Source organism: Cupriavidus sp. PB-02 (assembly GCF_058252315.1).
This window is the reverse complement of sequence record NZ_CM177695.1, coordinates 2032399-2058516: the sequence shown is the minus strand read 5'-3', so window position 1 is coordinate 2058516 and position 26118 is coordinate 2032399. Positions and strand designations below refer to the sequence as shown.

At 72.0% G+C, this 26118-nt stretch carries 10 protein-coding genes; 6 read left to right on the top strand and 4 right to left on the bottom strand.

The features are described 5' to 3' along the window. Positions 1-26: 26 nt before the first annotated feature. Both aliB and aliA read left to right on the top strand, forming a co-directional pair. Positions 27-1178 (top strand): cyclohexanecarboxyl-CoA dehydrogenase, encoded by a 1152-nt coding sequence (aliB, locus tag AC10V3_RS30110; RefSeq protein ID WP_454753314.1) that lies wholly within the window; start codon positions 27-29, stop codon positions 1176-1178. Positions 1179-1224: 46 nt separating this feature from the next. Next, positions 1225-2868, top strand: a complete 1644-nt coding sequence (aliA, locus tag AC10V3_RS30105; RefSeq protein WP_022539029.1) for a cyclohexanecarboxylate-CoA ligase — start codon at positions 1225-1227, stop codon at positions 2866-2868. 54 nt (positions 2869-2922) lie between these two features. On the opposite strand, the gene AC10V3_RS30100 is transcribed toward aliA, so the two are convergent. From AC10V3_RS30100 to AC10V3_RS30085, 4 genes are read right to left on the bottom strand one after another with little or no spacing between them, the layout of a single operon-like run. After that, entirely contained in the window at positions 2923-4347 is a 1425-nt protein-coding gene (locus AC10V3_RS30100) for a diaminobutyrate--2-oxoglutarate transaminase (RefSeq protein ID WP_022539028.1), read from the bottom strand. Between the two features lie 10 nt (positions 4348-4357). Then, a complete protein-coding gene (locus AC10V3_RS30095; RefSeq protein ID WP_022539027.1) occupies positions 4358-5194 on the bottom strand; it encodes a 4'-phosphopantetheinyl transferase family protein in 837 nt (278 codons plus the stop codon). Continuing rightward, entirely contained in the window at positions 5181-5999 is an 819-nt protein-coding gene (locus AC10V3_RS30090) for a thioesterase II family protein (protein ID WP_454753313.1), read from the bottom strand. Before AC10V3_RS30090 ends, AC10V3_RS30095 begins: the two co-directional genes overlap by 14 nt. Then, the gene (locus AC10V3_RS30085) at positions 5996-6202 is read right to left on the bottom strand and encodes an MbtH family protein (RefSeq protein WP_022539025.1); all 207 of its coding nucleotides are present in this window, start codon (positions 6200-6202) and stop codon (positions 5996-5998) included. Before AC10V3_RS30085 ends, AC10V3_RS30090 begins: the two co-directional genes overlap by 4 nt. A gap of 362 nt (positions 6203-6564) precedes the next feature. Between AC10V3_RS30085 and AC10V3_RS30080 the strand changes: the two genes are divergently transcribed. From AC10V3_RS30080 to AC10V3_RS30065, 4 genes are all read left to right on the top strand, one after another. Further along, a complete protein-coding gene (locus AC10V3_RS30080) occupies positions 6565-7512 on the top strand; it encodes a TauD/TfdA family dioxygenase (protein ID WP_454753563.1) in 948 nt (315 codons plus the stop codon). A 71-nt stretch (positions 7513-7583) separates the two neighbouring features. Next, the gene (locus AC10V3_RS30075) at positions 7584-16946 is read left to right on the top strand and encodes an amino acid adenylation domain-containing protein (protein WP_490923862.1); all 9363 of its coding nucleotides are present in this window, start codon (positions 7584-7586) and stop codon (positions 16944-16946) included. Continuing rightward, the gene (locus AC10V3_RS30070; protein ID WP_490923861.1) at positions 16939-20040 is read left to right on the top strand and encodes a non-ribosomal peptide synthetase; all 3102 of its coding nucleotides are present in this window, start codon (positions 16939-16941) and stop codon (positions 20038-20040) included. The genes AC10V3_RS30075 and AC10V3_RS30070 overlap by 8 nt, the downstream gene beginning before the upstream one ends. A gap of 37 nt (positions 20041-20077) precedes the next feature. Then, the gene (locus AC10V3_RS30065; protein WP_454753311.1) at positions 20078-26110 is read left to right on the top strand and encodes an amino acid adenylation domain-containing protein; all 6033 of its coding nucleotides are present in this window, start codon (positions 20078-20080) and stop codon (positions 26108-26110) included. Positions 26111-26118 lie beyond the last annotated feature (8 nt).

The window sequence follows — 26118 nt, the reverse complement described above, 5'->3', positions numbered from 1 at the left end:
CCCAGTCCCATCGAGCGGAGACCAACATGAATCCCTATCTTGACGAAGACCTGACGGCACTGGCGGAGCACGCCCGCCGCTTTGCCGATGCGCGCGTGGCGCCCGGCTACCTGGAGCGCGACCAGACCCGCGTGCTGGACCGCGCGCTGATGCGCGAAATGGGCGAGATGGGCTTTATCGCGCCCGAATTGCCCGAGGCGTATGGCGGGCAGGGCATGGGCTCGCTGGCGGCTGGCGTGATCCATGAAGCCGTGGCGCGTGCGGACCTGAGCCTGTCGTACATCAACTTACTAGCTTCCCTCAATGGCCAGATCCTGGCGCAGCACGCGCGGCCGGAAATCGCCGCGCCGTGGCTGCAGCGCCTGACGCGCGGCGAGGCGCTGCTGGCGATCGCACTGACCGAGCCGCGCGGCGGCTCCGATGCGGCCAGCTTGCGCCTGCGCATGGAGCGCGATGGCGACGTCTACGTGCTCAACGGCGAGAAGACCTCGATCTCCGCCGCCGACCAGGCCGATGCCGCGGTGGTCTTCGCCCGCAGCGGTACCGTCGAGTCCGGCGCACGCGGAGTATCGGCCCTGCTGGTGCCGATGGACCTGCCGGGGATCACGCGCAACCGCTTCGACTGCCACGGCCAGCGCGCCATTGGCCGCGGCTCGATCTTTTTCGAGAACGTGCGCGTGCCGGCCAGCCATCTGCTCGGCAACGAAGGAGAAGGGTTCGTGCAGGTGATGCAGGGCTTCGACTTCTCGCGCGCGCTGATCGGCCTGCAGGTGCTGGCGGTGGCACAGGCCGCGCTGGACGAGACCTGGGCCTACGTGGCCGAGCGCCAGGCCTTCGGCAAGCCGCTGTCGGCCTTCCAGGGCGTGTCCCATCCGCTGGCCGATTTCGAGACCCAGGTGCAGGGCGCGCGCCTGCTGTGCCTGCAAACGCTGTGGCTCAAGGACCATGGCCTGCCGCATACCGCCGAGGCGGCGATGTGCAAGTGGTGGGCGCCCAAGCTTGCGTACGACGTGGTGCACCAGTGCCTGCTGTCGTTCGGCCACGGCGGCTATGACCGTGGCGTGATGGAGCAGCGCCTGCGCGACGTGCTCGGCTTCCAGATCGGCGACGGCACGGCCCAGATCATGAAGACCATCATCGCCCGCACGCGCGCGGGGCGCGAAGCGGTACCGGCCTGACGCGGCGCCACGACCGACCGCGCCATCCGATAAAGAGGAGACACCCATGGATTTCGACGCCGTACTGATCGCGCCGCGCCGTGCCGCCAGCATTGCCGCCGGGCACTGGCACGACCGCACCGTCAACGACTACCTGACCGCCTGCGTGCGCGACCGGCCCGACGCCCCCGCGCTGACGGCGGTGAGCATCGACAGCGGCAGCGTGACACGCTTCACCTGGCGCGAACTGGCCCAGATGGCCGACCGGGTGGCGGTCGGGCTCAGCCGCCTAGGCATCGGCGCGCAGGACGTGGTGTCCTGCCAGCTCCCCAACGGCTGGCACCTGACCGTGCTGTATCTTGCCTGCGCGCGGCTGGGCGCGGTGCTCAACCCGCTGATGCCGATCTTCCGCGAGCGCGAGCTGTCGTTCATGCTGGCGCATGCGCAATGCAAGGTGGCGGTGGTGCCGCAGGTGTTCCGCGGCTTTGGTCATGCGCAGATGCTGCAGGGTCTGCGCGAGGCATTGCCGGCGTTGCGCCACATCGTCGTTGCCGGCGGCGACGGCGCGGACAGCTTCGAAGCACTGCTTAGCGTTCCCGCCTGGGAAGATGAGCCAGATGCCGCCAACATCCTGCTGCGCAGCCGCCCCGGCCCGGACGACGTCACCCAGCTTATCTACACCTCCGGCACCACCGGCGAGCCCAAGGGCGTGATGCATAGCGCCAACACGCTGTTCTCCAACATCGTCGCCTACGCCGAACGGCTCCGCCTCTCCGGCGACGATGTGGTGCTGATGGCCTCGCCGATGGCGCACCAGACCGGCTTCATGTATGGACTGCTGATGCCGGTAGTGCTGGGGGCGCATGCGGTGCTGCAAGACATCTGGGACCCCGCGCGCGCCGCCGCGCTGATTCGCGAGGAGCGCGTGACCTTCACCATGGGCTCGACGCCGTTCCTGACCGACCTGGCGCGCGTGGTGGCGGAGTCCGGCACGCCGGTTCCCAGCCTGCGCACCTTCCTGTGCGCGGGTGCGCCGATTCCCGGCGCGCTGGTCGAGCGCGCGCGCACGGCGCTCGGCGCGAAGATCGTTTCGGCCTGGGGAATGACGGAGAACGGCGCGGTCACCACTACGCTGCCGGATGACAGCGACGAGCGCGCCTCGACCACCGACGGGTGCCCGTTGCCAGGCGTCGAAATCCGAATCGTGGACGGCACCGACGCCGACGTGCCGCCCGGCGAAACCGGCCGCCTGCTGGTGCGCGCCTGTTCCAACTTCGGCGGCTACCTGAAGCGCCCGCAGCTCAACGGCACCGATGCCGACGGCTGGTTCGACACCGGCGATCTCGCGCGGCTCGATGCCAACGGCTACCTGCGCATCGCGGGGCGCAGCAAGGACGTGATCATCCGCGGCGGCGAGAACATCCCCGTGCTGGAGGTCGAGACCCTGCTGTACCGCCATCCCGCGGTCTCGCAGGTGGCCATCGTCGCCTACCCTGACGAGCGCCTGGGCGAGCGCGCCTGCGCCTTCGTTGTGCCGCGCGCCGGCCAGCCGTTCGACCAGGCGGCGATGGTGGAGTGGCTCAAGGCGCAGAAGATGGCGCTGCAGTACATCCCCGAGAAGCTCGTGGTGCAGGACGCGCTGCCGGCCACGCCCGCCGGGAAGATCCAGAAGTTCCGGCTGCGCGAGACGCTGCGCGGCGAGCCATCCTGAACCCGCCCCCGCGGTGGCCGCGACGCCGGCCACCGCGCAATGGCGCGCAAGCGCTCAGCGGCATTGCTTGTACGCCGCGCCGACCGCCTCGCCGAACAACTCGGCCACCAGGTCGATCTCGGCCTCGCCGATGACCAGCGGCGGCAGGAAGCGTACGGTCGCGCCGTGGCGGCCGCCCAGCTCGACGATCAGCCCGCGCTGCAGGCATTCGCGTTGCACCGTGCGCGCGAAGGTGCCGTCGGCGGGGTAGGCGCCCACCGCATCGGGCTCGGCACGTTCGTCGATCAGTTCCACCCCGATCATCAGGCCGCGCCCGCGCACTTCGCCGATCGCGGGGCACGCGGTATGCAACTGCCGCAGCCGCGTGGCCAGGCGCTGGCCCATGGTCTCGGCATGGGCGACGATGCCCTGCGCGACCAGGGTGCGGATGGTGGCGGAGCCCGCCGCCATCGCCAGCTGGTTGCCGCGGAAGGTGCCGGCGTGCGCGCCCGGCTGCCACGCGTCGAGTGCGCTGTCGTAGATCACCACCGACATCGGCAAGCCGCCGCCAATCGCCTTGGACAGTACCAGCACGTCCGGCACGATGCCGGCATGCTCGAACGCGAACATGCGTCCGGTGCGGCCCAGCCCGGTCTGGACTTCATCGAGCACCAGCGCGATGCCGTGCTCGCGGGTGATGCGGCGCAGTTCGCGCAGCCAGCGCGCGGGCGCGGGGATCACGCCGCCTTCGCCCTGTACCGCTTCCACCACCACCGCCGCCGGCGGCAGCACGCCGGATTCCGGGTCGGCCAGCATCTGCTCGATATAGCGCAGGCCCGCGTCGATGCCGGCGTCGCCGCGCAGGCCGAACGGGCAGCGGTAGTCGTACGGGTAGGGCAGGAACTGCACGCTGCCGCCGAGCGCGCCCAGCGGCGCCTTGGGGCCGAGGTTGCCCATCAGCGCCAGCGTGCCGTGCGTCATGCCGTGGTAGCCGCCGGCGAAGCTCAGCACCGTATGGCGGCCGGTGGCGGTCTTGGCCAGCTTGAGCGCCGCCTCGATGCCGTCGGCGCCGGTCGGGCCGCAGAACTGGATGCGGGCGCGCGCGGCGAACTCGGGCGGCAGCAGCCCGAACAGGTCGTCGACAAAGCGGTCCTTGACCGGGGTGGCCAGGTCCAGCGTATGCAGCGGCAGGCCGCTGTCGAGCGTGTCGCGCAGCGCGCGCACCACCGCCGGGTGGTTGTGGCCGAGCGCCAGCGTGCCGGCGCCGGCCAGGCAGTCGATAAAGAGCTGGCCGCTGGTGTCGCGCAGGTACACGCCATAACCCTGTTCCAGCGCCAGCGGGATGCGGCGCGGATAGGAGCGGGCGTTGGACTCGCGCGCGGACTGGCGCTGCAGGTACGGGTTGTCGTCGAGCCGGATCGGCGCTTGCCGGACGAAGGCGCCAGCCGAGAACGGCGCGGGTTGGCCGTGGGCGTGCGTGGCGAGCGAGGGAGGCGTCATGGTGTCGTTCCTAACGGGGCGTTGAGCGGGGGCGTTGAACAGGGACGTTGACTGCAGGGCCCGGCACGGGAGCCGGGCAGGATCGGTTGGCCGCGCGCGGGGGCAGTTCGCGCGGCCGGTATTGCCGGTGCACCACACGCGCGGCTGGCAGCGGCGTGGCGAGGCTTGCGACGTAGCGGGTGTCGCAATCGGAGAGGCCGCGTGCATCGTGGATATGCCAGACGCGCAGGTCGGCCTCGGCGCGCGCCAGCGGCGGCACGCCGGCAGCGCACGGCGGTAGCGCCACGCGCACCGACTGCGGCGAAGCCGACAGACCGGTGCCGACGGCCTTGCTGCACGCCTCCTTGGCGGTCCACAGGCGCAGGAAAGCGAGCATGGCGTCCTGCGGCTGGCGCTGCGCCAGCGCACTCAGCCAGCGCATTTCGCCGGGGGTGCAGGCCACGGCCGCGCTGTCGTGCCAGGCGGCCCACGCCATGTCGGCACGCCAGGCTTCGATGTCGATCCCGACCGGCTCGCGCGACAAGGCGATCACGGCGCGCGCGCCACTGTGGCTGACGTTGAACTGCAGCGGGGGCGCCGCGGTATCCAGGCTGCCGAGCGTGGGCTTGCCGAAAGCGTTGGCGACCAGCGGCACGGCGTCGGGCGCCATGCCCAGGCAGTGCCCCAGGATCGCGCGCAAGGCCGAGCGTGCCGCGCTGAAGCGGGCGCGATCGGCGGGTTGCCGGAACGCTGCGGCGCGCGTGCGTTCGTCCGCCGACAACGCGGACAGGTCGGCCGCGGCGTCGACCGTCACGTGCCAGACGTGGATCTCGCCGTGCGGTAGCGCGGCCATGTCAGGCGTGCGCATGGCCGTGGTCTCTGGCGGTGCGCATCGCGCAACCGAGTACGGCTTCGGTGACGGCGTCCAGCACGTCCTGCGCCGCCTCGTGCAGGAAAAAATGCCCGCCCGCAAACAGCCGGTGATCGCAGTCGTGCAGGGTCTCGTCGCGCCACGCCGCCAGCATCGCGGGCGGGGCGTGGACGTCGTCCCTGCCGCCGAGCACGGTGATCGGACAGCCCAGGCGCGGGCCAGGACGATAGCGCCACGCCTCGCACAACGCGATATCGGCGCGCAGCACGGGCAGGAAGAAGGCGAGCGCTTCCGGCGTTTCGCGGATCTCGGCCGGCATGCCGCCCATGGCGGCGATGACGTCGGCAAAGGCGCCGTCCGGCAGGCTGCTGAACGGCGGGCGTGCCGACGGCAGCGCGGGCGCGCCGCGACCGGACACCACCAGCGCGGCGGGGGAGAGGCCGTACACGGTCTCGAGCACGCGCGCGGTTTCGAACCCGAGCAGCGCACCCATGCTGTGGCCGAACAGCGCAAAGCGCGGCGCGTCGGCACGGGCCGCGCGCGCGATCGATGCGGCCAGCGCGGTGGCCAGCTCGTGGATCGATGCGCCATGCGGCTCGGCCGTGCGCGTGCCGCGCCCGGGCAGGCATACCGGCGCCAGCTCGATCGCGGCGGGAAGCGCGGATCGCCAGCCGTGATACGCGGTATGGCCGGCGCCGGCGTAGGGCAGGCAGTAGAGGCGCACGCGATCGCCTGATGCCGGGCCGCAGCGGCCTGGCATCACGGCGTACCAGGGATCGCGCATCGGCTGCGCGGAGCTCATGCGCCGGCCAGCGCGCGCTGCAGGCTCAGCGGACGCATATCGGTCCAGACCGTCTCGATATGGGCCAGGCACGCGTCGCGGCTGCCCTGGAAGCCCGCGCTTGCCCATCCTGCCGGTACGGGCTTGTAGTCGGGCCAGATCGAATACTGGCCTTCATCGTTGCGGACGACGTGGAAACGCGTATCGGGATGATCCCAGCTCATGGCTGTGCTCCTTCAGGTTGTGTGAAACGCCGCCGCAGCCGGCGCCGCGACGGAAATGAAAAGTCTGCGGACAACATCGTAAATGATAATGATTTGTATTTCCATTCGTAAATATTTCCGGTAGACTCGCCTTCCATCCAATGTGCAGACATTGTTCGCGTGGCCGCGCCCCTCTCGCCTCAGGCCCCGCTGCAACGCCTTCCGGCGCGTGCGGCTAGCGCGAACGAACCCAGCGAGGCAACAGGGATATGGATTTGGACACGACCGGCACCATCGCCGACCTTCATGCGGACCATCGCGCCGGCTCTGGCGCGGCTGCCACCGCATCGACAGCAAGGGCGGGCGCGCTGCGCACCGCGCCGATGTTTGCGCACCGCGCGCTGCCGCTGGTGGTCACGCCCGACGGCGACACCGACTGGCGCCGCCAGTTCGGCGCCATGGCCGCGATCGCCACGGAACAGTTGCCGCGCGTCGGCGGCGTGCTGTTCCGCGGCTTTCGTTTTGACAACGACTCGGATTTCCGCGCCTTCGCCAGCGCCTTCGGCCACCCGCTGCTGAGCTACGAGTTCGGCTCGACGCCGCGCTCGCAGGTGAAGGAGGGCGTCTATACCTCCACCGAATACCCGGCGCACCAGGTCATCCCGCTGCATAACGAGCAGTCGTACACGCTGAAATGGCCGATGAAGATCTGGTTCCATTGCGTGCAGCCGAGCGAGGCGGGCGGCGAGACGCCCATCGCCGACAGCCGGCTGGTCTACCAGCGCCTGGACCCCGCCATCCGCGAACGCTTCGCCGCGCGCCGCCTGATGTACGTGCGCAACTACGGCAATGGCCTCGACCTGAACTGGCAACGCGCCTTCAACACCGAGGACCGCGCGCAGGTGGAGCGCTTCTGCCGCGCCCAGCAGATCGATTTCGAATGGAAGGCCGACGGCGAGCTGCGCACGCGCCAGCTATGCCAGGCCGTCGCGCGGCATCCGGTGACCGGTGAGATGGTGTGGTTCAACCAGGCCCACCTGTTCCATGTCTCGGGGCTCGCGCCCCACGTGCGCGAGGCCTTGCTGGCCGTGGTCGGCAGCGTCGACGAACTGCCGCGCAATGTCGTCTACGGCGACGGCGCGCCGCTGGAAGACGACGCCCTCGCTTCGATCCGTGCCACGCTCGACGACTGCACCGTGCGCTTTCCCTGGCAGCAGGGCGACGTGCTGATGCTCGACAACATGCTGGCCGCTCATGGGCGCGGCACCTTCAGCGGCCCGCGCCGCGTGATTGTCGCCATGGCCGAGCCCGCGCCGCCCGGCCTGGGCTGATCCCGCCGCCGTCCTGACGCCCACTGGCCGCTCCTGCGGGCCAGGGCTTTGTCATCTCCAACGTTTTCGCCATGTCGTCTTCCGTAGCTTCCTTGCAGCACGCCGCTTCCCTGCCGGCCGAAACCGGTGCCCTGATGCGAACCCTGCGCGCTGAAGGCGTGCGCCTGCGCCTGCAGGACGGGCGCTGGCGCGTGGCCGAGGGCAGCGCCGCCAGCCCCGGGGCGCTGGACGCCGCGGCCACGCTGCTCGCCACGCGCGCGGCCGAGGCCGATGCCTGGCTGGCCGCGCATCCCGGCTACTTCGACCGCTATCCCGCCGGGCCCGGGCAACTGGCCTTGCTGGCCTTCCATCGCCGCCATCCGCACAGCGCCGCGTACAACATGGTGTTCGCGATCGAGCTGGCGCCGGGGCTGCGCTTCGACCTGCTGGAGCAGGCCGTGCGCCATGTGGTGGACTGCCACGAGGCGCTGCACAGTGCCTGCCTGGAAGAGGACGGCGAGATCGTGATGGCACGGCCGGCCGGCTTTGCAGCAGAGGTCTCGCTGACGCGCGTCGACGGTATTGCCGAGCCCGACCTGCTGGCCTGGTTCGAGCGCGAAGCGGACGAGCCGTTCGACCCCGATGCCGGCCAGGTCTGCCGCTTCCGCTTCCTGGTGTCGCGTCAGGCCGACGGCAGCGAGCGCACGTGGATGTGTGCCGGCATGCACCATATCGCCGGCGACTACCTCGGCTTCGAAACGGTTTGCGACCAGATCTTTGCGACCTGCGATGCGCTGCGCGTCAACGACCCGGCCAGTCCGCCGATGGCGTCGCAGACAGGGCGCTACCGCGACTGGCTGGTGCGCCAGCGCCAGTTGCTGGCGGGGCCGCGCGGTGCATCGCTGCGCGCCTACTGGGACGGCGTGCTCGAGGACGCGCCCGCGTCGCCGGCGCTGGCCGGCGAGCGCGCCGTCGAGCCGCGCCTGCGCGGCGCCGAGCTCGAATTCCACCTGACGGCGCAACAGACGCAGGGCCTGCGCGACCTGGCCGCGCGGCTGGAGGTCAGCGTCTTCGTGGTGATGCTGGCGCTGTTCAAGACCGTGCTGCACCGGGCCAGCGGCGAGGACGACTTCCTGGTCGGCACGCCCACGGCCGGACGCTCCGGCGCGCAGCATGCCGACCTGATCGGCTATACGCTCAACGCCGTGCCGTTGCGCGCGGATTTCTCCGCCAATCCGGCCTTTGCCGCGGTGGTGCGCGACTGCGCCCGGCAGATGCGCGGCGCCTTGCGCCACCAGCAATATCCGCTGGCGCGCATGGGCGGCGCGGATCGCACCTCCGGACCCTTGTTCCGGCACATGACGACCTTCGTGCCGGTGGGCCCGCGCAAGGTGCTGGGCCGCTACCTGGTGCGCGAATACCTGGCCACGCAGCGCGGCGCGGCCAACGACATGAACCTGCGCTGGCAGGATGAAGGCGAGCGCCTGCGCGGCCAGTGGCGCTACGACGCCGACCGCTTTACCCCGGAGGCAGTGCAGCGGCTGATCTCGGCGCTGCGTGTGGCGGTGGATGCGGTGCTCGACGATGCCGGGGTGCGTGTCGGCGATCTGTCCTTGTTCGATGCAGCGGTGCTTTCGCATGCGCAGGCCAGTGGCACCGCAACGCAAGCCCATGTCACCGCGCTGGCGGCCTTCGAAGCCGGCGTGCGCGCCCATCGGGAGCGCCTCGCGGTAGACGCTGCCGATGCGCAGTTGTCCTACGGTGCGCTCGACGCTGTCGCTTCCGCGCTCGCTGCGCGATTGCAGCACGGCGGCGTGCGCGCCGGCGACGTGGTCGGCCTGCTGCTGCCGCGCGGCGCCGGCATGGCCGTGGCCATGCTCGCCTCGTGGAAAGCGGGAGCCGCGTTCCTGTGTCTCGACGCAGCCATGCCCGCCGCGCGGCTGTCACAACTGGCGAGGGATGCAGGCCTGGAAGCGGTAGTGGGCGAGGGTAGCCGGCCGCAGTGGCTGGCGGACGCGCTGCCCGATGCCGGCTGGCATGCCGCATCCCTGCAAGCCGATGCTGCAGCCCTCCCGGCGACATGGCCCGCTGCCGTGCCCGCCCAGCCCGCCTACCTGATCTACACCTCCGGCTCGACCGGCACGCCCAAGGCCGTGGTGGTGACGCAAGGCAATCTCGCGCACTACGCCGCCGGCGTGCTGCACGCGCTGGCCCTGCCGGCGGGATCGTCGATGGCGTCGCTGTCCTCCGTGACCGCTGACCTTGGCCACACCGCATGGTTTGGCGCGCTGCTGGGCGGCCACACGCTACGCGTCCTGGACGATGCGCTGGGCGAAGACCCCGAGGCCCTCGCCAGCGCCCTGGCGGACCGGCCAGTCGATTGCCTGAAGATCGTGCCCTCGCACCTGCGCGCGCTGCTGGCCGTCGTCGATCCGGCGCGGCTGGTGCCGCGGCAATGCCTGGTGTTCGGCGGCGAGGCGCTGGATGCGGCGCTGGTGGCGCGCGTACAGGCCCTGCGCCCGGCCTGCCGTGTAGTCAACCACTATGGGCCCACTGAAACCACGGTTGGCTGCCTGACGCATGCGGTGCCATCGAGCGGAGCGCCAGGTGCGGTCCCGGTCGGTCGCCCGCTGCCCGGCGTCAGTGCCTACGTGCTCGATCGCCACCTGAATCCCGTGCCGCGCGGCGCGGCAGGCGAGCTCTACGTCGGCGGGGCCGGCGTGGCGAGTGGCTACCTGCGCCGCCCGGCGCTGAGCGCCGAGCGTTTCGTGCCGGATCCGTTCCAGCCTGGCGGCCGCCTGTACCGTACCGGCGACCGCGTGCGCATGACTGAAGACGGCGCCATCGTCTTCCTCGGCCGTGCCGATGCCCAGGTCAAGATCCGCGGCTTCCGCGTCGAACCCGGCGAAGTCGAAGCCTGGCTGCGCCAGGCGCCGCACGTGCGTGATGCCGTGGTGCTGGCGCAGCCCTCGCCCGCAGGCGAAGGGCTGCGGCTGGTCGCCTATCTCGTGCCCGCCGACGGCTTCGACCTGGCCGCGCTGCGCACCGCCATGGCCGCGGCACTGCCGGCGCCGATGCTGCCGGCGGCCTTCGTCCGGTGCGATGCCTTCGCGCGGCTGCGCAACGGCAAGGTCGATCGCAAGGCCTTGCCGCCGGTGCCCGATGAAAGCGCCGCGCCTGCCCGCGGCACACCGCAGGATGACACCGAGGCCACGCTGGCGCGCCTGTGGGCGAGCGTGCTCGGGTGCGATGCCGTCAGCACCGACGACAACTTCTTCGCCCTGGGCGGCGACTCCATCCTCGGCCTGCAACTGGTCGCGCAAGCGCGCCAGGCCGGTCTGGCGCTGACGCCCAAGCTGCTGTTCGCACATCCCACGCCGTCGGCGCTGGCCGCCGCGCTGCGCGCGTGCGCCGCACCGGCCGACGCAACGGCTGCCATCGAGCAGACGCTGCGCGCCCTCTGGTACGAGATCCTCCAGCGCGACGAGATCGACCGCGACGCTGACTTCTTCGCGCTCGGCGGCGATTCCATCCTGGCGCTGCAGATCGTGGCCAAGGCCCGCGCGCAGCAACTGATGCTGGCGCCCAAGGACCTGTTCGCGCACCCGACGCTGGCGCGCCTGTCGGCGCACCTCGCCGCGCGCGCCCGCGCTGTCGCCACTACCGCCGCTGCCGCTGCAACGCCGGCTGCGGCACAGCCATTTGCGCTGAGCGGTTGCGACGCGCAAGCACTGGAGCGCCTGCGCGCCGCGCAGGGCGGCATCGAAGATGCCTATCCGCTGTCGCCGCTGCAGGAAGGGCTGCTGTTCCACCACCTGCGCGACGGCGGCAACGGCGCCTACGTCAACCAGCTGGTGCTGGAGATCGACGGGCCGCTCGACCCGGCGCGCATGGCCGCCGCATGGCAGGCACTGCTCGACGCCCACCCGATCCTGCGCACCACCTTTGTTGCGCCAGGCGAAGCCGGTTGCGGCGACCGCGCACTGCAATGCGTGCATGCCCGCGCCACGCTGCCGGTGGCCGTCGAGGACTGGCGCGGCGACGACGGCCCGGCGCTGGCCGAGCGGCTGGCAGCCTGGTGCCGCGCCGACCGCGCGCGTGGCTTCGATCCGGCGGCGCTGCCGCTGATGCGGCTGGCGCTGCTGCGCACCGGCGAGCAGGGATGGTGGCTGGTCTGGAGCCGGCACCACCTGATCGTCGACGGCTGGGGCTCGGTGCAACTGCTCGACGAGGCGCTGGCCCGCTATGCCGATCCAGCTCATGCCCCGACGCCGCGCCGGCCGTACCGCGACTACATCGCCTGGCTCGCCGCGCAACCCGCGACGGCACGGCAGGCTTTCTGGCGCGACGCCTTCGCCGGGCTGCCCGGTCCCACCGTGCTGCCGGGCATCGCGCCGGCCGCCGCGAACCACAGCGCGGTGCCGCGGTGCCGCGACCTGGTGCTGCCGGCCGGACTCGATGCCAGCCTGCGCGCGCTGGCCGCCGCGCATCGCGTCACCCTCAATACCGTGATGCAGGCGGCATGGGGCATCGTGCTGGCGCGTCATTGCGGCAGCGACGATATCGTCTTCGGCGTGACCTCGGCGGGCCGGCCGACCGGCCTCGACGGCGCCGAGCGCATGCTGGGCGTGTTCATCAACACACTGCCGCTGCGGCTCCGTCCACGCGGCCAGCTGGCGGTGGCGGAATACCTGCAGGCCACGCAGAGCGCCGGCATCGCCATGCGCGAGTTCGAGCACGCCGCGCTGGCCGAGATCCAGGCGCAGGCCGGCACCGGTGGCGCGCTGTTCGATACGCTGATGGTGTTCCAGAACCTGCCCGACCTGAACGATCGGGCGCGCGAGGTGGCGGGCCTGCGCCTGCGCCAGCACGACAACATCGAGCAGACCCACTACGGCCTGACGCTGGAAGTGATGCCTGATCGTCGCTTCACGGTCCGCTTCACCTGCGATGCCGGCCGCGTTGAGGCGGAACGCCTCGCGCAATGGATGGACGCGTACGCGGTCGCGCTGGCCTCGCTGGCCGATGGCGCGGCGCATGTCTGTGCCATCGATATGCTTGACCCGGCCACGCGCGCGCGGCTGCAGGACTGGGGCGCCAGCGATGACACCAGCGTACCGCCCGCCGCCCTGCACGACGACTATATCCAACGCGTGGCGCGCCGGGTTGCCGCGCATCCGGAGCGCGTGCTGGCGCGCTGCGGCGACGCCGCACTGACCTATGGCGAGTGGTGGCAACGTGCCGGCCGGCTTGCCGAGGGCCTGCGCGTAGCGGGCTTGGCGCACGATGACGTCGTGGCTGTGCTGCTGCCGCGCGGGCTAGACTGGCTGGTCGCGCTGGCCGGCATCCTGCGCGCCGGCGCGGCCTGGGTGCCGCTTGACGCCAGCCATCCCCCGGCGCGCTGGCAGCAGGTGCTGGCGCAGGCGCGCCCCGCGCAGGTGCTGACGGATGCTGCAGGCGTTGCCGCGCTCGCCGAGGCAGGGGGCGCAGGTGCCCGGACGCTGGCCGCCGTAGAGGCCACCGCTGCGGGAACGACGGCACTGCCCACAGCCGCGCATCCTGCCCAGCTCGCCTACGTGCTGTTCACCTCCGGCTCGACCGGCGTACCCAAGGGCGCGATGGTCACGCGCGCCGGCATGCTCAACAACATGCTGGCCAAGGTGGTGCCGCTCGGACTGGGCGAGGGCGATGTGATTGCCCAGACCGCGCCGCCGTGCTTCGACATCTCGGTATGGCAGGCCCTTGCCGCGCCGCTGTTCGGCGCCCGCGTGGAAATCGTCGCCGACGACGTGGTGCGCGATCCGTCCGCGCTGACGGCGCTGCTGGCGCAGCGCGGCGTCACGCTGTTCGAACCGGTGCCGTCGCTGCTGCAGGCCATGCTCGACTGCCAGGCCGCGGAGGGCCGCGACACGCCGCTGCCGGCGCTGCGCTGGGTGCTGCCCACCGGCGAGGCACTGCCGCCCGCCACCGCGCGCGCCTGGTTCGGGCGTTATCCGGCGGTGCCACTGATGAACGCCTACGGGCCCGCGGAATGCTCCGACGACGTGGCCTTCCACCCCTTGTCTGCCGATAGCCTGGAGCCGGGCAGCGACACCGTGCCGATCGGCCGTCCTACCGCCAATGCCGTGCTGCAGGTGCTCGATGCCGACGGCATCCTGGCCGCACCCGGCGTGATCGGCGAAATCGCGGTGGCCGGCGCGGGCGTGGGCCGGGGCTATCTGGCCGACCCGCGCCGCACCGCGGCGGCCTTCGTGCCCGATCCGACCGGCGCCCCGGGCAGCCGCCGCTACCTGACCGGCGACCTCGGCCGCTGGCATGCCGACGGCGTGCTGGAGTACGTGGGCCGCAAGGACTTCCAGGTCAAGCTGCGCGGCTACCGCATCGAACTGGGTGAGATCGAGGCCGTGGTGGCCGCGCATCCCGCCGTGCGCCAGGCGCTCGTAACGGTGTACCAGGCCGCCGCCAGCGAATGGCTGACGGCGTACTGGCAGCCAGAAGCCGGCCATGCGGAAGCCGCGCTGGAAGCGGAGCTTGCCGCCAGCGTCGCGGCGCGGCTGCCGGCCTACATGGTGCCCGGCGCGTGGGTGTGCATGCCGGCCTGGCCGCTCAACGCCAACGGCAAGATCGACCGCAAGGCGCTGCCCGCACCGCAGGTGGCAGCCGCCGGTGAGGAGGGCGATCCCCCGGCCAACCCGGTCGAGCTGGCCGTGGCGGAAATCTGGGAGGCACTGCTGCCCGGTGTGCGCGTTGGCCGCGACAGCCATTTTTTCCGCCTCGGCGGCCATTCGCTGATCGCCACCCGCGTGGTGGCGCGCTTGCGCGCCGCCGGTCACGCACAAGCCGCGCTGCGCGATGTGTTCGAAGCCCCGGTGCTGCGCGACTTTGCCGCGCGCCTCGCCACGGCAGCACCAGCGCCGACGTTGCCGGCGCTGGTGCCCGTCCCCCGCGTGGCGCGCATGCCGGTATCGATGGCGCAGCAGCGGCTGTGGCTGGTCGAGCGCCTGCAGGGCAATGCCGGTGCCGCCTACAACATGGCCGGCGCGCTGCGCCTGCGCGGGGCGCTGGATGTTGCCGCGCTGCGCCAGGCCATGGCCGCAGTGGCCGCCCGCCACGAGATCCTGCGCACCGCCTATCCCGACGACGACGGCGAGCCTTTCGCCAGCATCGATGCCGCTGCCGGGATCGGCCTGCCGGTGGCCGACCTCCAGGCGCTGGCGCCCGAGGCCCGCGACGCAGCGCTGCGCGAGGCCATGCGTGAGCACGCGTCACGGCCCTTCGCGCTCGACCAGGCGCCGCTGTGGCGCGCCACGCTGCTGCGCTGCGCACCGCAGGAACACGTGCTGCTGGTCGCGATGCACCACCTGGTGTCCGACGGCTGGTCGGTCGGGTTGCTGGTCGACGAGATCACCCACGGCTACCGCCGCGCACTGGCGCCGGACCAGGTCACACCGCTGCCGCCACTGGCCCTGCAATACGCCGACTACGCCGCCTGGCAACGCGACTGGCTGCGCGGCGCCGCGCTCGACGGGCTGACCGCCTACTGGCGCGGCGCGCTCGCCGGCGCGCCGGCGGCGCTGGCCTTGCCGGCTGACCGCGCGCGCCCGCCGGTGGCGCGCATGGAAGGCGATGCCGTGCCGCTGCACATTGACGCCGCGCGCATGGCGCAGGTGCATGCGCTGGCCCGCGCCGAACAGGTCACGCCCTTCGTCGTGCTGCTGGCCAGCTTCCAGTGCTGGCTGCACCGCGTCACCGGCATGGACGACCTGGTGCTCGGCACCGATGTCGCCGGCCGCCACGACGCAGCACTCGAGCCCCTGATCGGCTTCTTCGTCAACGTGCTGCCGCTGCGCTCCCGGCGCGTCGCCGGCGCCAGCTTCCGCGACACGCTGGCCGCCTGCCGGCGCGACGTGCTGGCCGCGTTTGAGCATGAGGGCCTGCCGTTCGACCGCATCGTCGAGGCCGCCGGCGTGCCGCGCGACCGCAGCCGCAACCCGTTGGTGCAGGCCCTGTTCGTGCTGCAGAACACGCCGGCCGGACAGCTCGCCATGCCCGGCGTGCAGGCCGAGATGCTGCCGCCGGTGGAGCGCAATTCCAAGTTCGACATGGCGCTGTTCCTCGAGCCCGAGGGCGGGCAGGAAGCCGCGGCGCTGCGCGGCGACTGGGTGTTCGCCACTGCCTTGTTCGAGCGGACCACGGTGGCGCGCTTCGCCAGCGACTGGCTGGCCACGCTGGACGCGCTGCTGCGCGCGCCGGACCAGCCCGTCGACCACGTCACCGAACTTGTCCCGGGCGCCGCGCGCCCGTCCCAACCGAACCCCGAGGAGTCCCGAACCATGGAAACCAGCCAACGCATGGCGGCCAAGCTCGACCAGCTCAAGTCGCTGGCGCGGCCACGCCCGGCCGCCCTCGCTCCCGCCGCCGCGGTGCCGGCCGCCGCCGACCCGGCCAGCCAGGTGCGGCTGCGCCCGCTGCGGGCCGGTGAGGTCTTTCCCATCGTGATCGAGCCGGCGGCGCCCGGCCTGGATCCCGTCGCCTGGGCCGCCCGGGCTCGCGGCCTGATCGTCGACACGCTGCATCGGCACGCGGGCATCGTCTTCCGCGGCTTCGACCTGTCCACGCCGCAGGCGTTCGAGGCCTTTGCCGAAGCGATGCATCCCGGCCTGTACGGCAGCTATGGCGACCTGCCCAAGAAGGAGGGCGGCCGCAACACCTACCGCTCCACGCCGTACCCCGAGCGCCAGATGATCCTGTACCACAACGAAAGCGCGCACCTGGAGCGCTGGCCGCGCAAGCAGTGGTTCTATTGCGAGCTGCCTTCGGCCATCGGTGGCGCCACCCCCATCGTCGACTGCCGCGAACTGCTGCGCCGCCTGCCGCCCGAGCTGGCCGCCGAGTTTGCCAGCCGCCAACTGATGTATGTGCGCACCTTCACGCCGCGGCTGGACGTGGACTGGCTCGACTTCTACAAGACCGAGGACCGCGCCGAAGTGGAAGCGCGCTGCCGCGCCGCCGGCATCGACTGCCGCTGGCTGGACGGCGACATCCTGCAGACCCGCACCGTGTGCCCGGCTATCGTCAGCCATCCGGTCACCGGCGAGCGCAGCTTCTTCAACCAGGTGCAGTTGCACCACGTGTCGTGCCTGGAGAAAGACGTGCGCGAAGACCTGCTCGAGATGGTGGGGCTGGAGCGCATGCCCCGCCACGTGATGTTCGGCGACGGCACGCCAATCCCGGACGAGGCGATGAAGCGGATCGGCGAGCTGTACGAGGCCTGCGCCGTGCGCTTCGACTGGCAGCGCGGCGACGTGGTGATGCTCGACAACATGCTGGCCGCGCACGCCCGCGACCCCTATGAAGGCCCGCGCAAGATCGTCGTCGCGATGGGCGACATGTTTGACCGCACCCGGCTCGACGGCAATGCCGCCGCGGTGCCGCAGGAGAACGCCGATGCCTGAACTGCAGTCCGCCTGGACCCCGACGCCTGAACAGCAGGCTGCCTGGCAACAATGGCGCGACGCGCCGGTGCCGCGCGCGCATGTGGCGCGTATCGCGCTGCACAGCCAGCCTGACTCTGCCGCCGTGGATGCGGCGCTGGCCGCGCTGCGCGCGCGGCATGAAGCGCTGCGTACGGCGTATATCGACGATGGCAAGCAGCTCGTGGCCTGCGTGCCGCAGGCGGGCACCGGCGGTGTCGCCACGGCCATCGCTGAGCTCCGGGATGCGCCGTCGTTGCCCGCGCTCGATCCGGCGAGCGGCGACGTATTGCGCGCCTGCATCAGCCCGCTACCCGCGGGCGGCACCACGCTGTGGCTGCTGGCGAGTCCGCTGGCGGCAGACCGCAGCACCGTGCTGAGGCTTGCCGAAAGCGTGCACGATGCACTGGATGCGCCGGCTCGGATCGATAGCGATGAGGAATTGCCGCTGCAATACGCGCAATACGCCGACTGGCAGCAAGGCGCGCGCCTGGGCGAAGACGGCACCGGCAGCGCCGGCCGCGCGTACTGGCAGGCGCAGGCCGCCGGCCTGCCGGCCCCGCTGCGCATCCCCGATGCGCTGGCCGGATCTGCCGCCGCGCAAGGTAGCGACACCTCGCGCCACACGCTGCATGGCGCGCACCGGCAGGCGCTGGCCGCGTCGGCACGACAGTTCGGGACCACGCCCGAGCGCGTGGTGCAGGCCGCCTGGTGGACCGTGCTGGCGCGCCTGTGCGCGCAGACGGCCTTCAGCGGTGCCTGGCTGCATGATTGCCGCCGCGACTATGACGTGATGGCCGATGCGGCTGGCGTGTTCGTCAAGGCGCTTCCGGTCGGCGTGGCATGGGACGCGCAGCGCAGCGTGGCCGAGCACTGGCGCGCATGGCTGCCCGGGCTCGACAGTCACGCCGCGTGGCAGGAAGCCTGGCAGCCCGGGGATGCCGCGCCCCGTATCGGGTTTGCGGTAGCGCCGCTGCCGCCCGCCGGCGTGGCGATGTCCAGCCCGGCATGGCCGGGCTTCGACCTGGTGTGCGAGGCGCTGGATGACGGGCAGGGCATGGCGGCGCTCGCGCTGCATGCGCGCTCCGGTGTCCTGCATCCGCGCGTTGCACAGTGGTTGCTGGCGCATCTGGCGGCACTGATCGGCACACTGCCTGCGGCGCTCGACGCACCGCTGGAATCGCTGTCGTGGCCTGCCGACGATACCTTGCGCGTGCCGCAGTGCTGGAGCGCCGAAACGCCGGCGGATGCGGAGCAGCCCCTGCTCGCACGCATCGCGCAGCATGCCCGGCAGACACCGGATGCGCCCGCGCTCGATGCCGCGGACCTGGTGCTCGACTACGCGGGCCTGCAGCGCACCGTGCAAGCCGCCGCGCAACGGCTGCGCGCGCTCGGCGTCGGCCCCGGCACACGCGTGGCGCTGGCGCTGCCGCGCAGCGGCGCGCTGGTGGCGAGCCTGCTGGCGGTATGGGCCGCGGGCGGCGCCTATGTGCCGCTCGACCCGGCATGGCCGCAGGCGCGCCGCTGCAGCGTGCTGGCGCAGTCGGCGCCGGTGCTGACCATCGCGCAGCAGGCTGCCGACGATGACGCGACGGTGATCAGCGCCGAAGTCCTGCTGGCCGAGGGCGCCCACGCCGCTGACGAGGCATTGGTCGCCAGTTCCCCGGAAGACGCCGCCTACGTGCTCTTCACCTCCGGCTCCACCGGCGAGCCCAAGGGCGTGGTGATCGGGCACCGGCAGATCAGCCACTACACCGCGGCGGTGTGCGAGGCGCTGTCGCTGGCGTCGTGCCGGCGGCTCGGCCTGACGTCGTCGGTCGCGGCCGACCTCGGCAACACCACGTTGTTCGCCGCACTGTGGCAGGGCGCGTGCCTGGCGGTCGCCAGCGATGACGACATGGCGCATCCCGCCGCCTTCTCCCGTTACCTGCGTGGGCGCGACGTCGACACCATCAAGATCGTGCCGTCGCACCTGGCGGCGCTGCTGGAAACGGATGCACTGGCAGTGCCCGCCACGGTGATCCTGGGCGGCGAGCCCTTGCCCGCCAGCCTGGTGCAGGGGCTGCGCCGCCAGGCGCCGGCCTGCCGGATCTTCAACCACTACGGCCCGACCGAAACCACCATCGGCGTGATGGTCCACGCCGTCGGCGCGGAGGATCCCGCGTGGCCCGCCGGCACGGCGCCGCTCAGCCGGGCGCTGGGCGCGACGCGCGTGCGGCTGCTGGACGATGCCTTGCGCCCGGTCCCGGCCGGCGTGGCCGGGCAGCTCTACGTCGGCGGTCCGCAACTGGCGCATGGCTACCTCGGCCGCCCGGACCTGGACACCGCCGCGTTTGTCGACGACCCGTTCGCGGCAGGGCAGCGCCTCTACCGCACCGGCGACCTGGCGCGCGCCACGCCCGCCGGCCTGCAACTGCTGGGCCGTGCCGACCAGCAGGTCAAGATCCGCGGCATCCGCGTCGAGCCGGCGGAAGTCGAGGCCGCGCTGCTGGCGCAGCCGGCGGTGGCGCAGGCTGCGGTCTGTGCGGTGCCTGGCCCCGGCGGCGCAGTCGTCCTGTGCGCGTTCATCGTGCCGGCATCGGCCGATGCCGCCGACACGGATGCGCTGCGGCGCGCGCTTGCCGCCATGCTGCCCGACGCGATGGTCCCGTCGCGCTTTATCGCGCTGCCTGCGCTGCCGCGGCTGCCGAACGGCAAGACCGACCGCACGGCGCTGCGCGCGCTGGCCGCGTCGCAGGACGACATTGCCGCACCGGCGCCGCAAGCTGCCACGGCATCCGCGGACGCCGTGGAGACCCTGATCTGCGTGCTGATGGCCGAACTGCTGGAGCAGGACCGGGTCGACCCGCACGCCGACTTCTTCGCGCTCGGCGGCCATTCGCTGCTGGTGATCAAGCTGGTGGCGCGGCTGCGCCGGCGCCTGCAGGTGGAGATCGCGCCGGGCGTGGTGTTCGACCACCCGACCGCTCACGCGCTGGCCGCGGCCGTGCGTGAACACAGCGAGACCGCGGGCGAACTCGACGCGCGCGCACTCACCGCGCTCGGCGCGGCGCCGCAAGCGGCCTTGGCCGCCTGAGCGCTCCCCGATATCCATTGACCGTGATCCCGCTCCCATGTCAGATGCACTGAATACCGCGCACGCGCAGGTCGCCGCGCGCTTTGCCCGGCTGGCGCCAGCGCAGCGCGCGGCGTTCCTGGCCGCCCTGCACGACAAAGGCGTTGCCTTCTCCACGCTGCCGATCGTGCCGGCGCCGCGCAGCGAAGCGCTGCCGCTGTCGTACGCGCAGCAACGCCTGTGGTTCCTGCAGCAGCTCGATCCGGCCGGCACCGCCTATCACATGCCGGGCGCGTACCGGCTCGAAGGGGCGCTCGACGTGGCAGCCCTGCGCCGCGCATTCGACCGTATCGGCGCGCGCCATGAGGTGCTGCGCACCACGTATCCGACCGACGCCGCCGGCGTGGCGCGCCAACAGGTGCACGACAGCCTGCCGCCGGCATTCGTCGAGATGGAGGCCGGTCCCGCCGGCCTGGACGCCGCCATCGACGGCATCGTCCACGCCCCGTTCGACCTCGCGGCGGGACCGCTGTGGCGCGTCGCGCTGATCCGCGAAACCGCCCGGTCCCACGTGCTGGTCGTGGTGCTGCACCACATCGTCGCCGACGGCGCCTCGATCATGCGCCTGGTCGCGGAACTGGCGGCCTGCTACGCCGCCGAAGCCACCGGCACGCAGGCCGAACTGCCGCAGCTGCCGGTGCAGTACGCCGACTATGCCGCCTGGCAGCGCAACTGGATGGAGGCCGGCGAGGCCCAGCGCCAGCTCGGCTACTGGCGCGAACGCCTGGGCGATGCGCCCGGCGCCGCGCTCGACCTGCCGGCCGACCGGCCGCGCCGCGCGGCGCGCACCGGCGAAGGCGCCGAGCACACCTTCGCCATTCCGGCCGACGTGGCCGGGGCGCTGCGCACGCTCGCCGGCGCGCGTCAGGCCACACTCAACATGACGCTGCTGGCCGCGTATGCAATCTTGCTGAACCGCTACACCGGACAGGCCGATGTCTGCATCGGCGTGCCGGTGGCCAACCGGCAGCGCAGCGAAACCGAGGCGCTGGTCGGCTGCTTCGTCAACATGCAGGTGATGCGCGCCGAGGTGGCACCAGACGAGCCGTTTGCCGAGCTGCTGTCGCGGCTGGCGCGGCAGGCGGCGGCGGACCAGGAAAACCAGGCGCTGCCGTTCGACCTGCTGGTGGAGGCGCTGCAGCCCGGCCGCAGCCTGGCGCAGCCGGCGCTGTTCAACGTCACCTTCGACCATCGCACCGCTGGCTCGGCGGCGGTGCCGCAGCTGAACGGATTGCGTGTCACGCCGCTGGAACTGCCGGTGACGACCGCGCGGTTCGAACTCAGCCTGGCCACCACCGAGTTGCCCGATGGCAGCCTTTCGGGCCGGATCGCCTATACCGCCGACCTGTTCGATGCCGCCACCGTGGTGCGCATGGCGGGGCATTATGTGCGCCTGCTGCAGGCGTTCGCCACCGATCCCGCCACGACGCCCGCCGTAGCGGTACTGCTGGGCGACACCGAGCGCGACGCGCTGGCGCGCTGGAGCCAGCCCGGCTGCGCGGCACCGCCGTTCGTGCCGGTGCATGCGCAGGCGGCGGGCCACGCCCGCCGCGCGCCCGAGGCCCCGGCAGTGCTGTTCGGCGATGCCACGCTCGGCCATGGCGAGCTGAACCGCCAGGCCAACCGGCTGGCGCACCGGCTGATCGCGCAGGGCATTGGCGCCGAGTGCCGCGTCGGCGTGGCGCTGGGGCGTTCGCCGCGCATGATCGTGGCGCTGCTGGCGGTGCTGAAGGCTGGCGGCTGCTTCGTGCCGTTCGACCCCACCTATCCGGCCCGGCGCCTGCTCGACATGCAGGAAGACGCCGCGCCGCAACTGCTGCTGACCGAGCGCGCGCTGCGCGATGCTTTCCCGGTGGCTGAAGGCCTGCCGGTGCTGCTGGTCGATGACGACGCGGACGCATCCTGGCCCGAGCACGATCCCGAGATTGCCGTCCATCCGGCGCAGCTTGCCTACGTCATCTACACCTCCGGCTCGACCGGCAAGCCCAAGGGCGTCGCGGTGGCGCACGGCCCGCTGGCGATGCATGTGGTTACCACCGCCGAGTGCTACGACATCACGGCCGCCAGCCGCGAGCTGCATTTCCTGTCGTTCAGCTTCGACGGCGCGCACGAGCGCTGGATGGTGCCGCTGGCCAGCGGCGCCAGCATCGTGCTGCGCGACGACATGCTGTGGAGCGTGGAGCAGACCTACGCCGCGCTGCGCCGCCATGCGGTCACCCACGCGGGTTTTCCGCCGCGCTACCTGCACCAGCTCGCCGCCTGGGCCGAGTCGCAGGGTGATCCGCCGCCGCTGTGGCTCTATTCCTTCGGCGGCGAAGCCATGCCCCGCGCGGGCGTGGCCCGCCTGACGCAGGCGCTGCGGCCGCAACACATCATCAACGGCTATGGTCCGACCGAGACGGTGGTGACGCCGTTGGTGTGGAAGGCAAGGGCCGCCGACGCGGAAGCGCAGGTCACCGGCGCCTATGCGCCGATCGGCCGGCCGGTGGGCGCGCGCAGTGCGTACGTGCTGGACAGCCGGCTGGAACCGGTGCCGGTAGGCGTACCGGGCGAGCTCTACCTTGGCGGCGAAGGGCTGGCGCGCGGCTACCTGGGCAGGGCTGGCATGACGGCCGACCGCTTTATTCCCGATCCCTTCGGCGCACCCGGCGGGCGGCTTTACCGCACCGGCGACCTGGTGCGCTGGCAGCCCGACGGCTGCATCGAATACCTCGGCCGGCAGGACCACCAGGTGAAGATCCGCGGCTTCCGCATCGAACTTGGCGAGATCGAGGCGCATCTCCTGGCGCAGCCCGGCGTACGGCAAGTGGTGGTGCTGCCGCACGAGACGCCCGCCGGCACGCGGCTGGTCGGCTACGTCGTGGCGCAGCAGGCGGCGGTATCGTGCGAGTCCCTGCGCGCAGCGCTTGCGGCGGCCTTGCCGGACTACATGGTGCCGGCGGCGATCCTGCAACTCGACAGCCTGCCGGTCACGCCCAACGGCAAGCTTGACCGGCGCGCGCTGCCGGAACCGCAATGGCAGGCCGAGACCGCCTACACCGCGCCGGTGTCGGCGGCGGAGCGGATGCTGGCGGCCGTGTGGGAAGACGTGCTCGGCATCGCGCAGGTGGGCCTGCATGACAACTTCTTCTCGCTCGGCGGCGACTCCATCCTGAGCCTGCAGATCGTCGCGCGTGCCCGGCTGCAGGGATGGCGGCTGACGCCGCGCCAGGTCTTCGAGCACCAGACGGTGGCAGCGCTGGCGCGGGTGGCGGAGTGCGTGGGTGGCACGGCGCAGGATGCAGCCAACGATGACGCTGGCGCGGCACCGCTGACGCCGGTGCAGGCTGCCTTCCTCGGGCAACCGCTGGCCGAGGCCAGCCGCAATCGCTTCAACCAGTCGGTGCTGCTGCGTCCACAGTCGGCCATCGACGCGCCGGCATTGCAGGGCGCGCTGAAGGACGTGGCCGGCCACCATGCCGCGCTGCGCTACCGCTTTACCCGCACCGATGAAGGCTGGTGCCAGCAGGCCGTCGCCGAAGCAGGGGACGCGTTCGCACTGATGACCATTAACGTGCCGGACGCCGCAGCAATCACCGCTGCCTGCGATGAAGAGCAGGACCGGTTGGACATCGCCCGCGGCCCGCTGCTGCGCGCGCTGCACCTGCGCGTCGCCGATGGCAGCGAGCGGCTGTTCCTGGTCTGCCACCACCTGGTGGTGGACGGCGTGTCATGGCGCATCGTGCTGGAAGACCTGCAAGCCGCCTATGCCGCACGGCTGGCCGGACAGGCACCGGCGCTGGCGCCGGTGGGCGCCAGCTATGCCGCATGGAGCCGCACGCTGGCGGGCCCGGCGCGCGACGTGTTCCGTGATGAGGCCGAGTACTGGCATGCCGTTACCCGCGACAAGATGATGCTGCCGAGCGATGGCCCGGACGGCGCACCGGCGCGCGCGCGCACCGCAAGCTTTGCGCTGGACGCGCCCACGACCGACGCCTTGCTGCGGCGGGCCCATGCCGCCTACCGCACCGGCGTCAACGACCTGCTGCTGGCGGGATTCGCGCGCGCGCTGTGCGCCTTTGCAGGGCGCGACGACATCCGCATCCACGTGGAGGGCCATGGCCGCGAAGCCGAGGCGGCCGGCAGCGCGCTCGATCTCAGCCGCACGGTAGGCTGGTTCACCAGCGTCTGGCCGGTCCGGCTGGCGAGCGTTGCGGACGTGGGCGACACCATCGCCGGCGTCAAGGAAGCGCTGCGCGCGGTGCCGCGGCAAGGGCTGGGATACGGTGTGCTGAGCGCTTTCGCGCCCGCAGCGCTGCCGCAGTGCGCGCCGCAGGTGTTGTTCAACTACCTCGGCCAGTTCGATGGCAGCCTTGGGGAAGGCGGCTGGCAGGCCGCAGCGGAGGATACCGGCCGCGGCGTCTCCGATGACATCCGGTTGCCGGCGCCGCTGGCGTTCGACGGCAGGGTCCAGGGCGGCCGCCTGCAGTTCCGCTGCACCTACTGCGGCGCGCAGTTCCGCGAGGCCACCGTCGAAGCGCTGATGGCGCGCATTGCACAGGCGCTGCGCGACGTGGCCGGGCATTGCGTGGCGCAGTCCGCGACGCGGCTGACGCCCTCCGACGCGCCGGCCAGCGGGCTGTCGCAGCAGCAACTGGATGCGCTGGCGCTGCGCGCCGGCGAGATCGAGGACATCTGGCGGCCCACGCCGATGCAACGCGGCATGATCCGGCACGGCGCGCGGCATCCCGGTTCGCCGGCCTACACCGTGCAGGTGCAGGCCACCATGGACGGGCTCGACGTGGAGCGCATGGTCGCGGCATGGCAGGACGCGGTGCGGCGGCATCCGGTGCTGCGGGCCCGGGTGGCGTGGCTGGAAGCGGGCGCGGGCAGGGAGGCCGAGCCGCTGCTCGTGGTCCCCACGCAAGCCACGCTGCCGGTCACGCACCACGACTGGCGCGAGCGCAGCCATCGCCCGGCCGCGGCCGCGGCCGCGGACGATGCCCAATGGCAGGCGCTGTGCGAGGCCGGGTTCCGCCAAGGCTTCGACCTGGGCCAGGCGCCGCTGATGCGGCTGACGCTGGTGCGCATCGGCGACCGCAGCTGGCGCTTCCTCTGGACCTGGCATCACCTGCTGCTGGACGGCTGGAGCATGTCGCGCCTGCTGGGCGAGGTGCTGCGCGGCTACGACGGCGAGCAGCCGGCCCAGCCCGCGGTGTCGCTGCGCCGCTACGTGGCGTGGCAGCAGGCGCAGTCGGGCGCCGACTCTGAACAACGCTGGCGCGAGCAGCTTGCGCCGCTGGCACGCCAACCGGTGCGCATCACGCGCGAGGTCGCGCCGGCACAGCGCGGGCAGCTGATCCGGGCGGTGGAGCACGTGGTGCAGGCCGATGCGCTGCGCAGGCTGGCAGCCTTCGCCAGCCGGCAGCACGTCACCGTCAACACGCTGGTGCAGGCGGCATGGATGCTGGCGCTGCGCCAGGCCACCGGCGCGCGCACGGTGGGGCTGGCCGTGGTGGGCTCGGGCCGTTCGGCGGAGCTGCCCGGCATCGAAGACATCATGGGTTTGCTCGCCAGTACCTTGCCGCTGGTGCAGGCGCTGCCCGACACGCTGCGCGTGGCCGACTGGCTGCCGGCGCTGCAGGCCGACAACCTAGCGCTGCGCGAGACCGAGCATGCGCCGCCGGCGTGGCTGCAGAGCTGGGCGGCCGGCAGCGACGATGCCGCGCACGCGCCGTTCGACACCATGCTGATCTACGAGAACTACCCGGTCGACAGCACGCTGCGGGAAACCCAGCGCGGCGCGCTGCGCTTCAGCGATGTCGATAACCGCGGGCAGATGAGCTACCCGGTGACCGCCATCGTGATCCCGCGCGAAACGCTGACGCTGCGCGTGGAGTACGACACGGCGGCGCTCGACGACAGCGCGGCGGAGGAGCTGACCCGGCAGTGCGTGGCGATCCTGCTCGCGCTGCCGGCGCTGGCCGGCGCCACGCTGGGCGAAGTGCCGGTGCGCGTGGATGGTGGCAGCGCCAGCGCGCTGGCGGCCTGAGTGCCTAC

What these genes read in the sequence shown, in the direction of transcription:
- aliB (WP_454753314.1), top strand. Translation starts at nt 27, where the DNA reads ATGAATCCCTATCTTGACGAAGACCTGACGGCACTGGCGGAGCACGCC.
- aliA (WP_022539029.1), top strand. Translation starts at nt 1,225, where the DNA reads ATGGATTTCGACGCCGTACTGATCGCGCCGCGCCGTGCCGCCAGCATT.
- AC10V3_RS30100 (WP_022539028.1), bottom strand. Translation starts at nt 4,347, where the DNA reads ATGACGCCTCCCTCGCTCGCCACGCACGCCCACGGCCAACCCGCGCCG.
- AC10V3_RS30095 (WP_022539027.1), bottom strand. Translation starts at nt 5,194, where the DNA reads ATGCGCACGCCTGACATGGCCGCGCTACCGCACGGCGAGATCCACGTC.
- AC10V3_RS30090 (WP_454753313.1), bottom strand. Translation starts at nt 5,999, where the DNA reads ATGAGCTCCGCGCAGCCGATGCGCGATCCCTGGTACGCCGTGATGCCA.
- AC10V3_RS30085 (WP_022539025.1), bottom strand. Translation starts at nt 6,202, where the DNA reads ATGAGCTGGGATCATCCCGATACGCGTTTCCACGTCGTCCGCAACGAT.
- AC10V3_RS30080 (WP_454753563.1), top strand. Translation starts at nt 6,565, where the DNA reads ATGTTTGCGCACCGCGCGCTGCCGCTGGTGGTCACGCCCGACGGCGAC.
- AC10V3_RS30075 (WP_490923862.1), top strand. Translation starts at nt 7,584, where the DNA reads ATGTCGTCTTCCGTAGCTTCCTTGCAGCACGCCGCTTCCCTGCCGGCC.
- AC10V3_RS30070 (WP_490923861.1), top strand. Translation starts at nt 16,939, where the DNA reads ATGCCTGAACTGCAGTCCGCCTGGACCCCGACGCCTGAACAGCAGGCT.
- AC10V3_RS30065 (WP_454753311.1), top strand. Translation starts at nt 20,078, where the DNA reads ATGTCAGATGCACTGAATACCGCGCACGCGCAGGTCGCCGCGCGCTTT.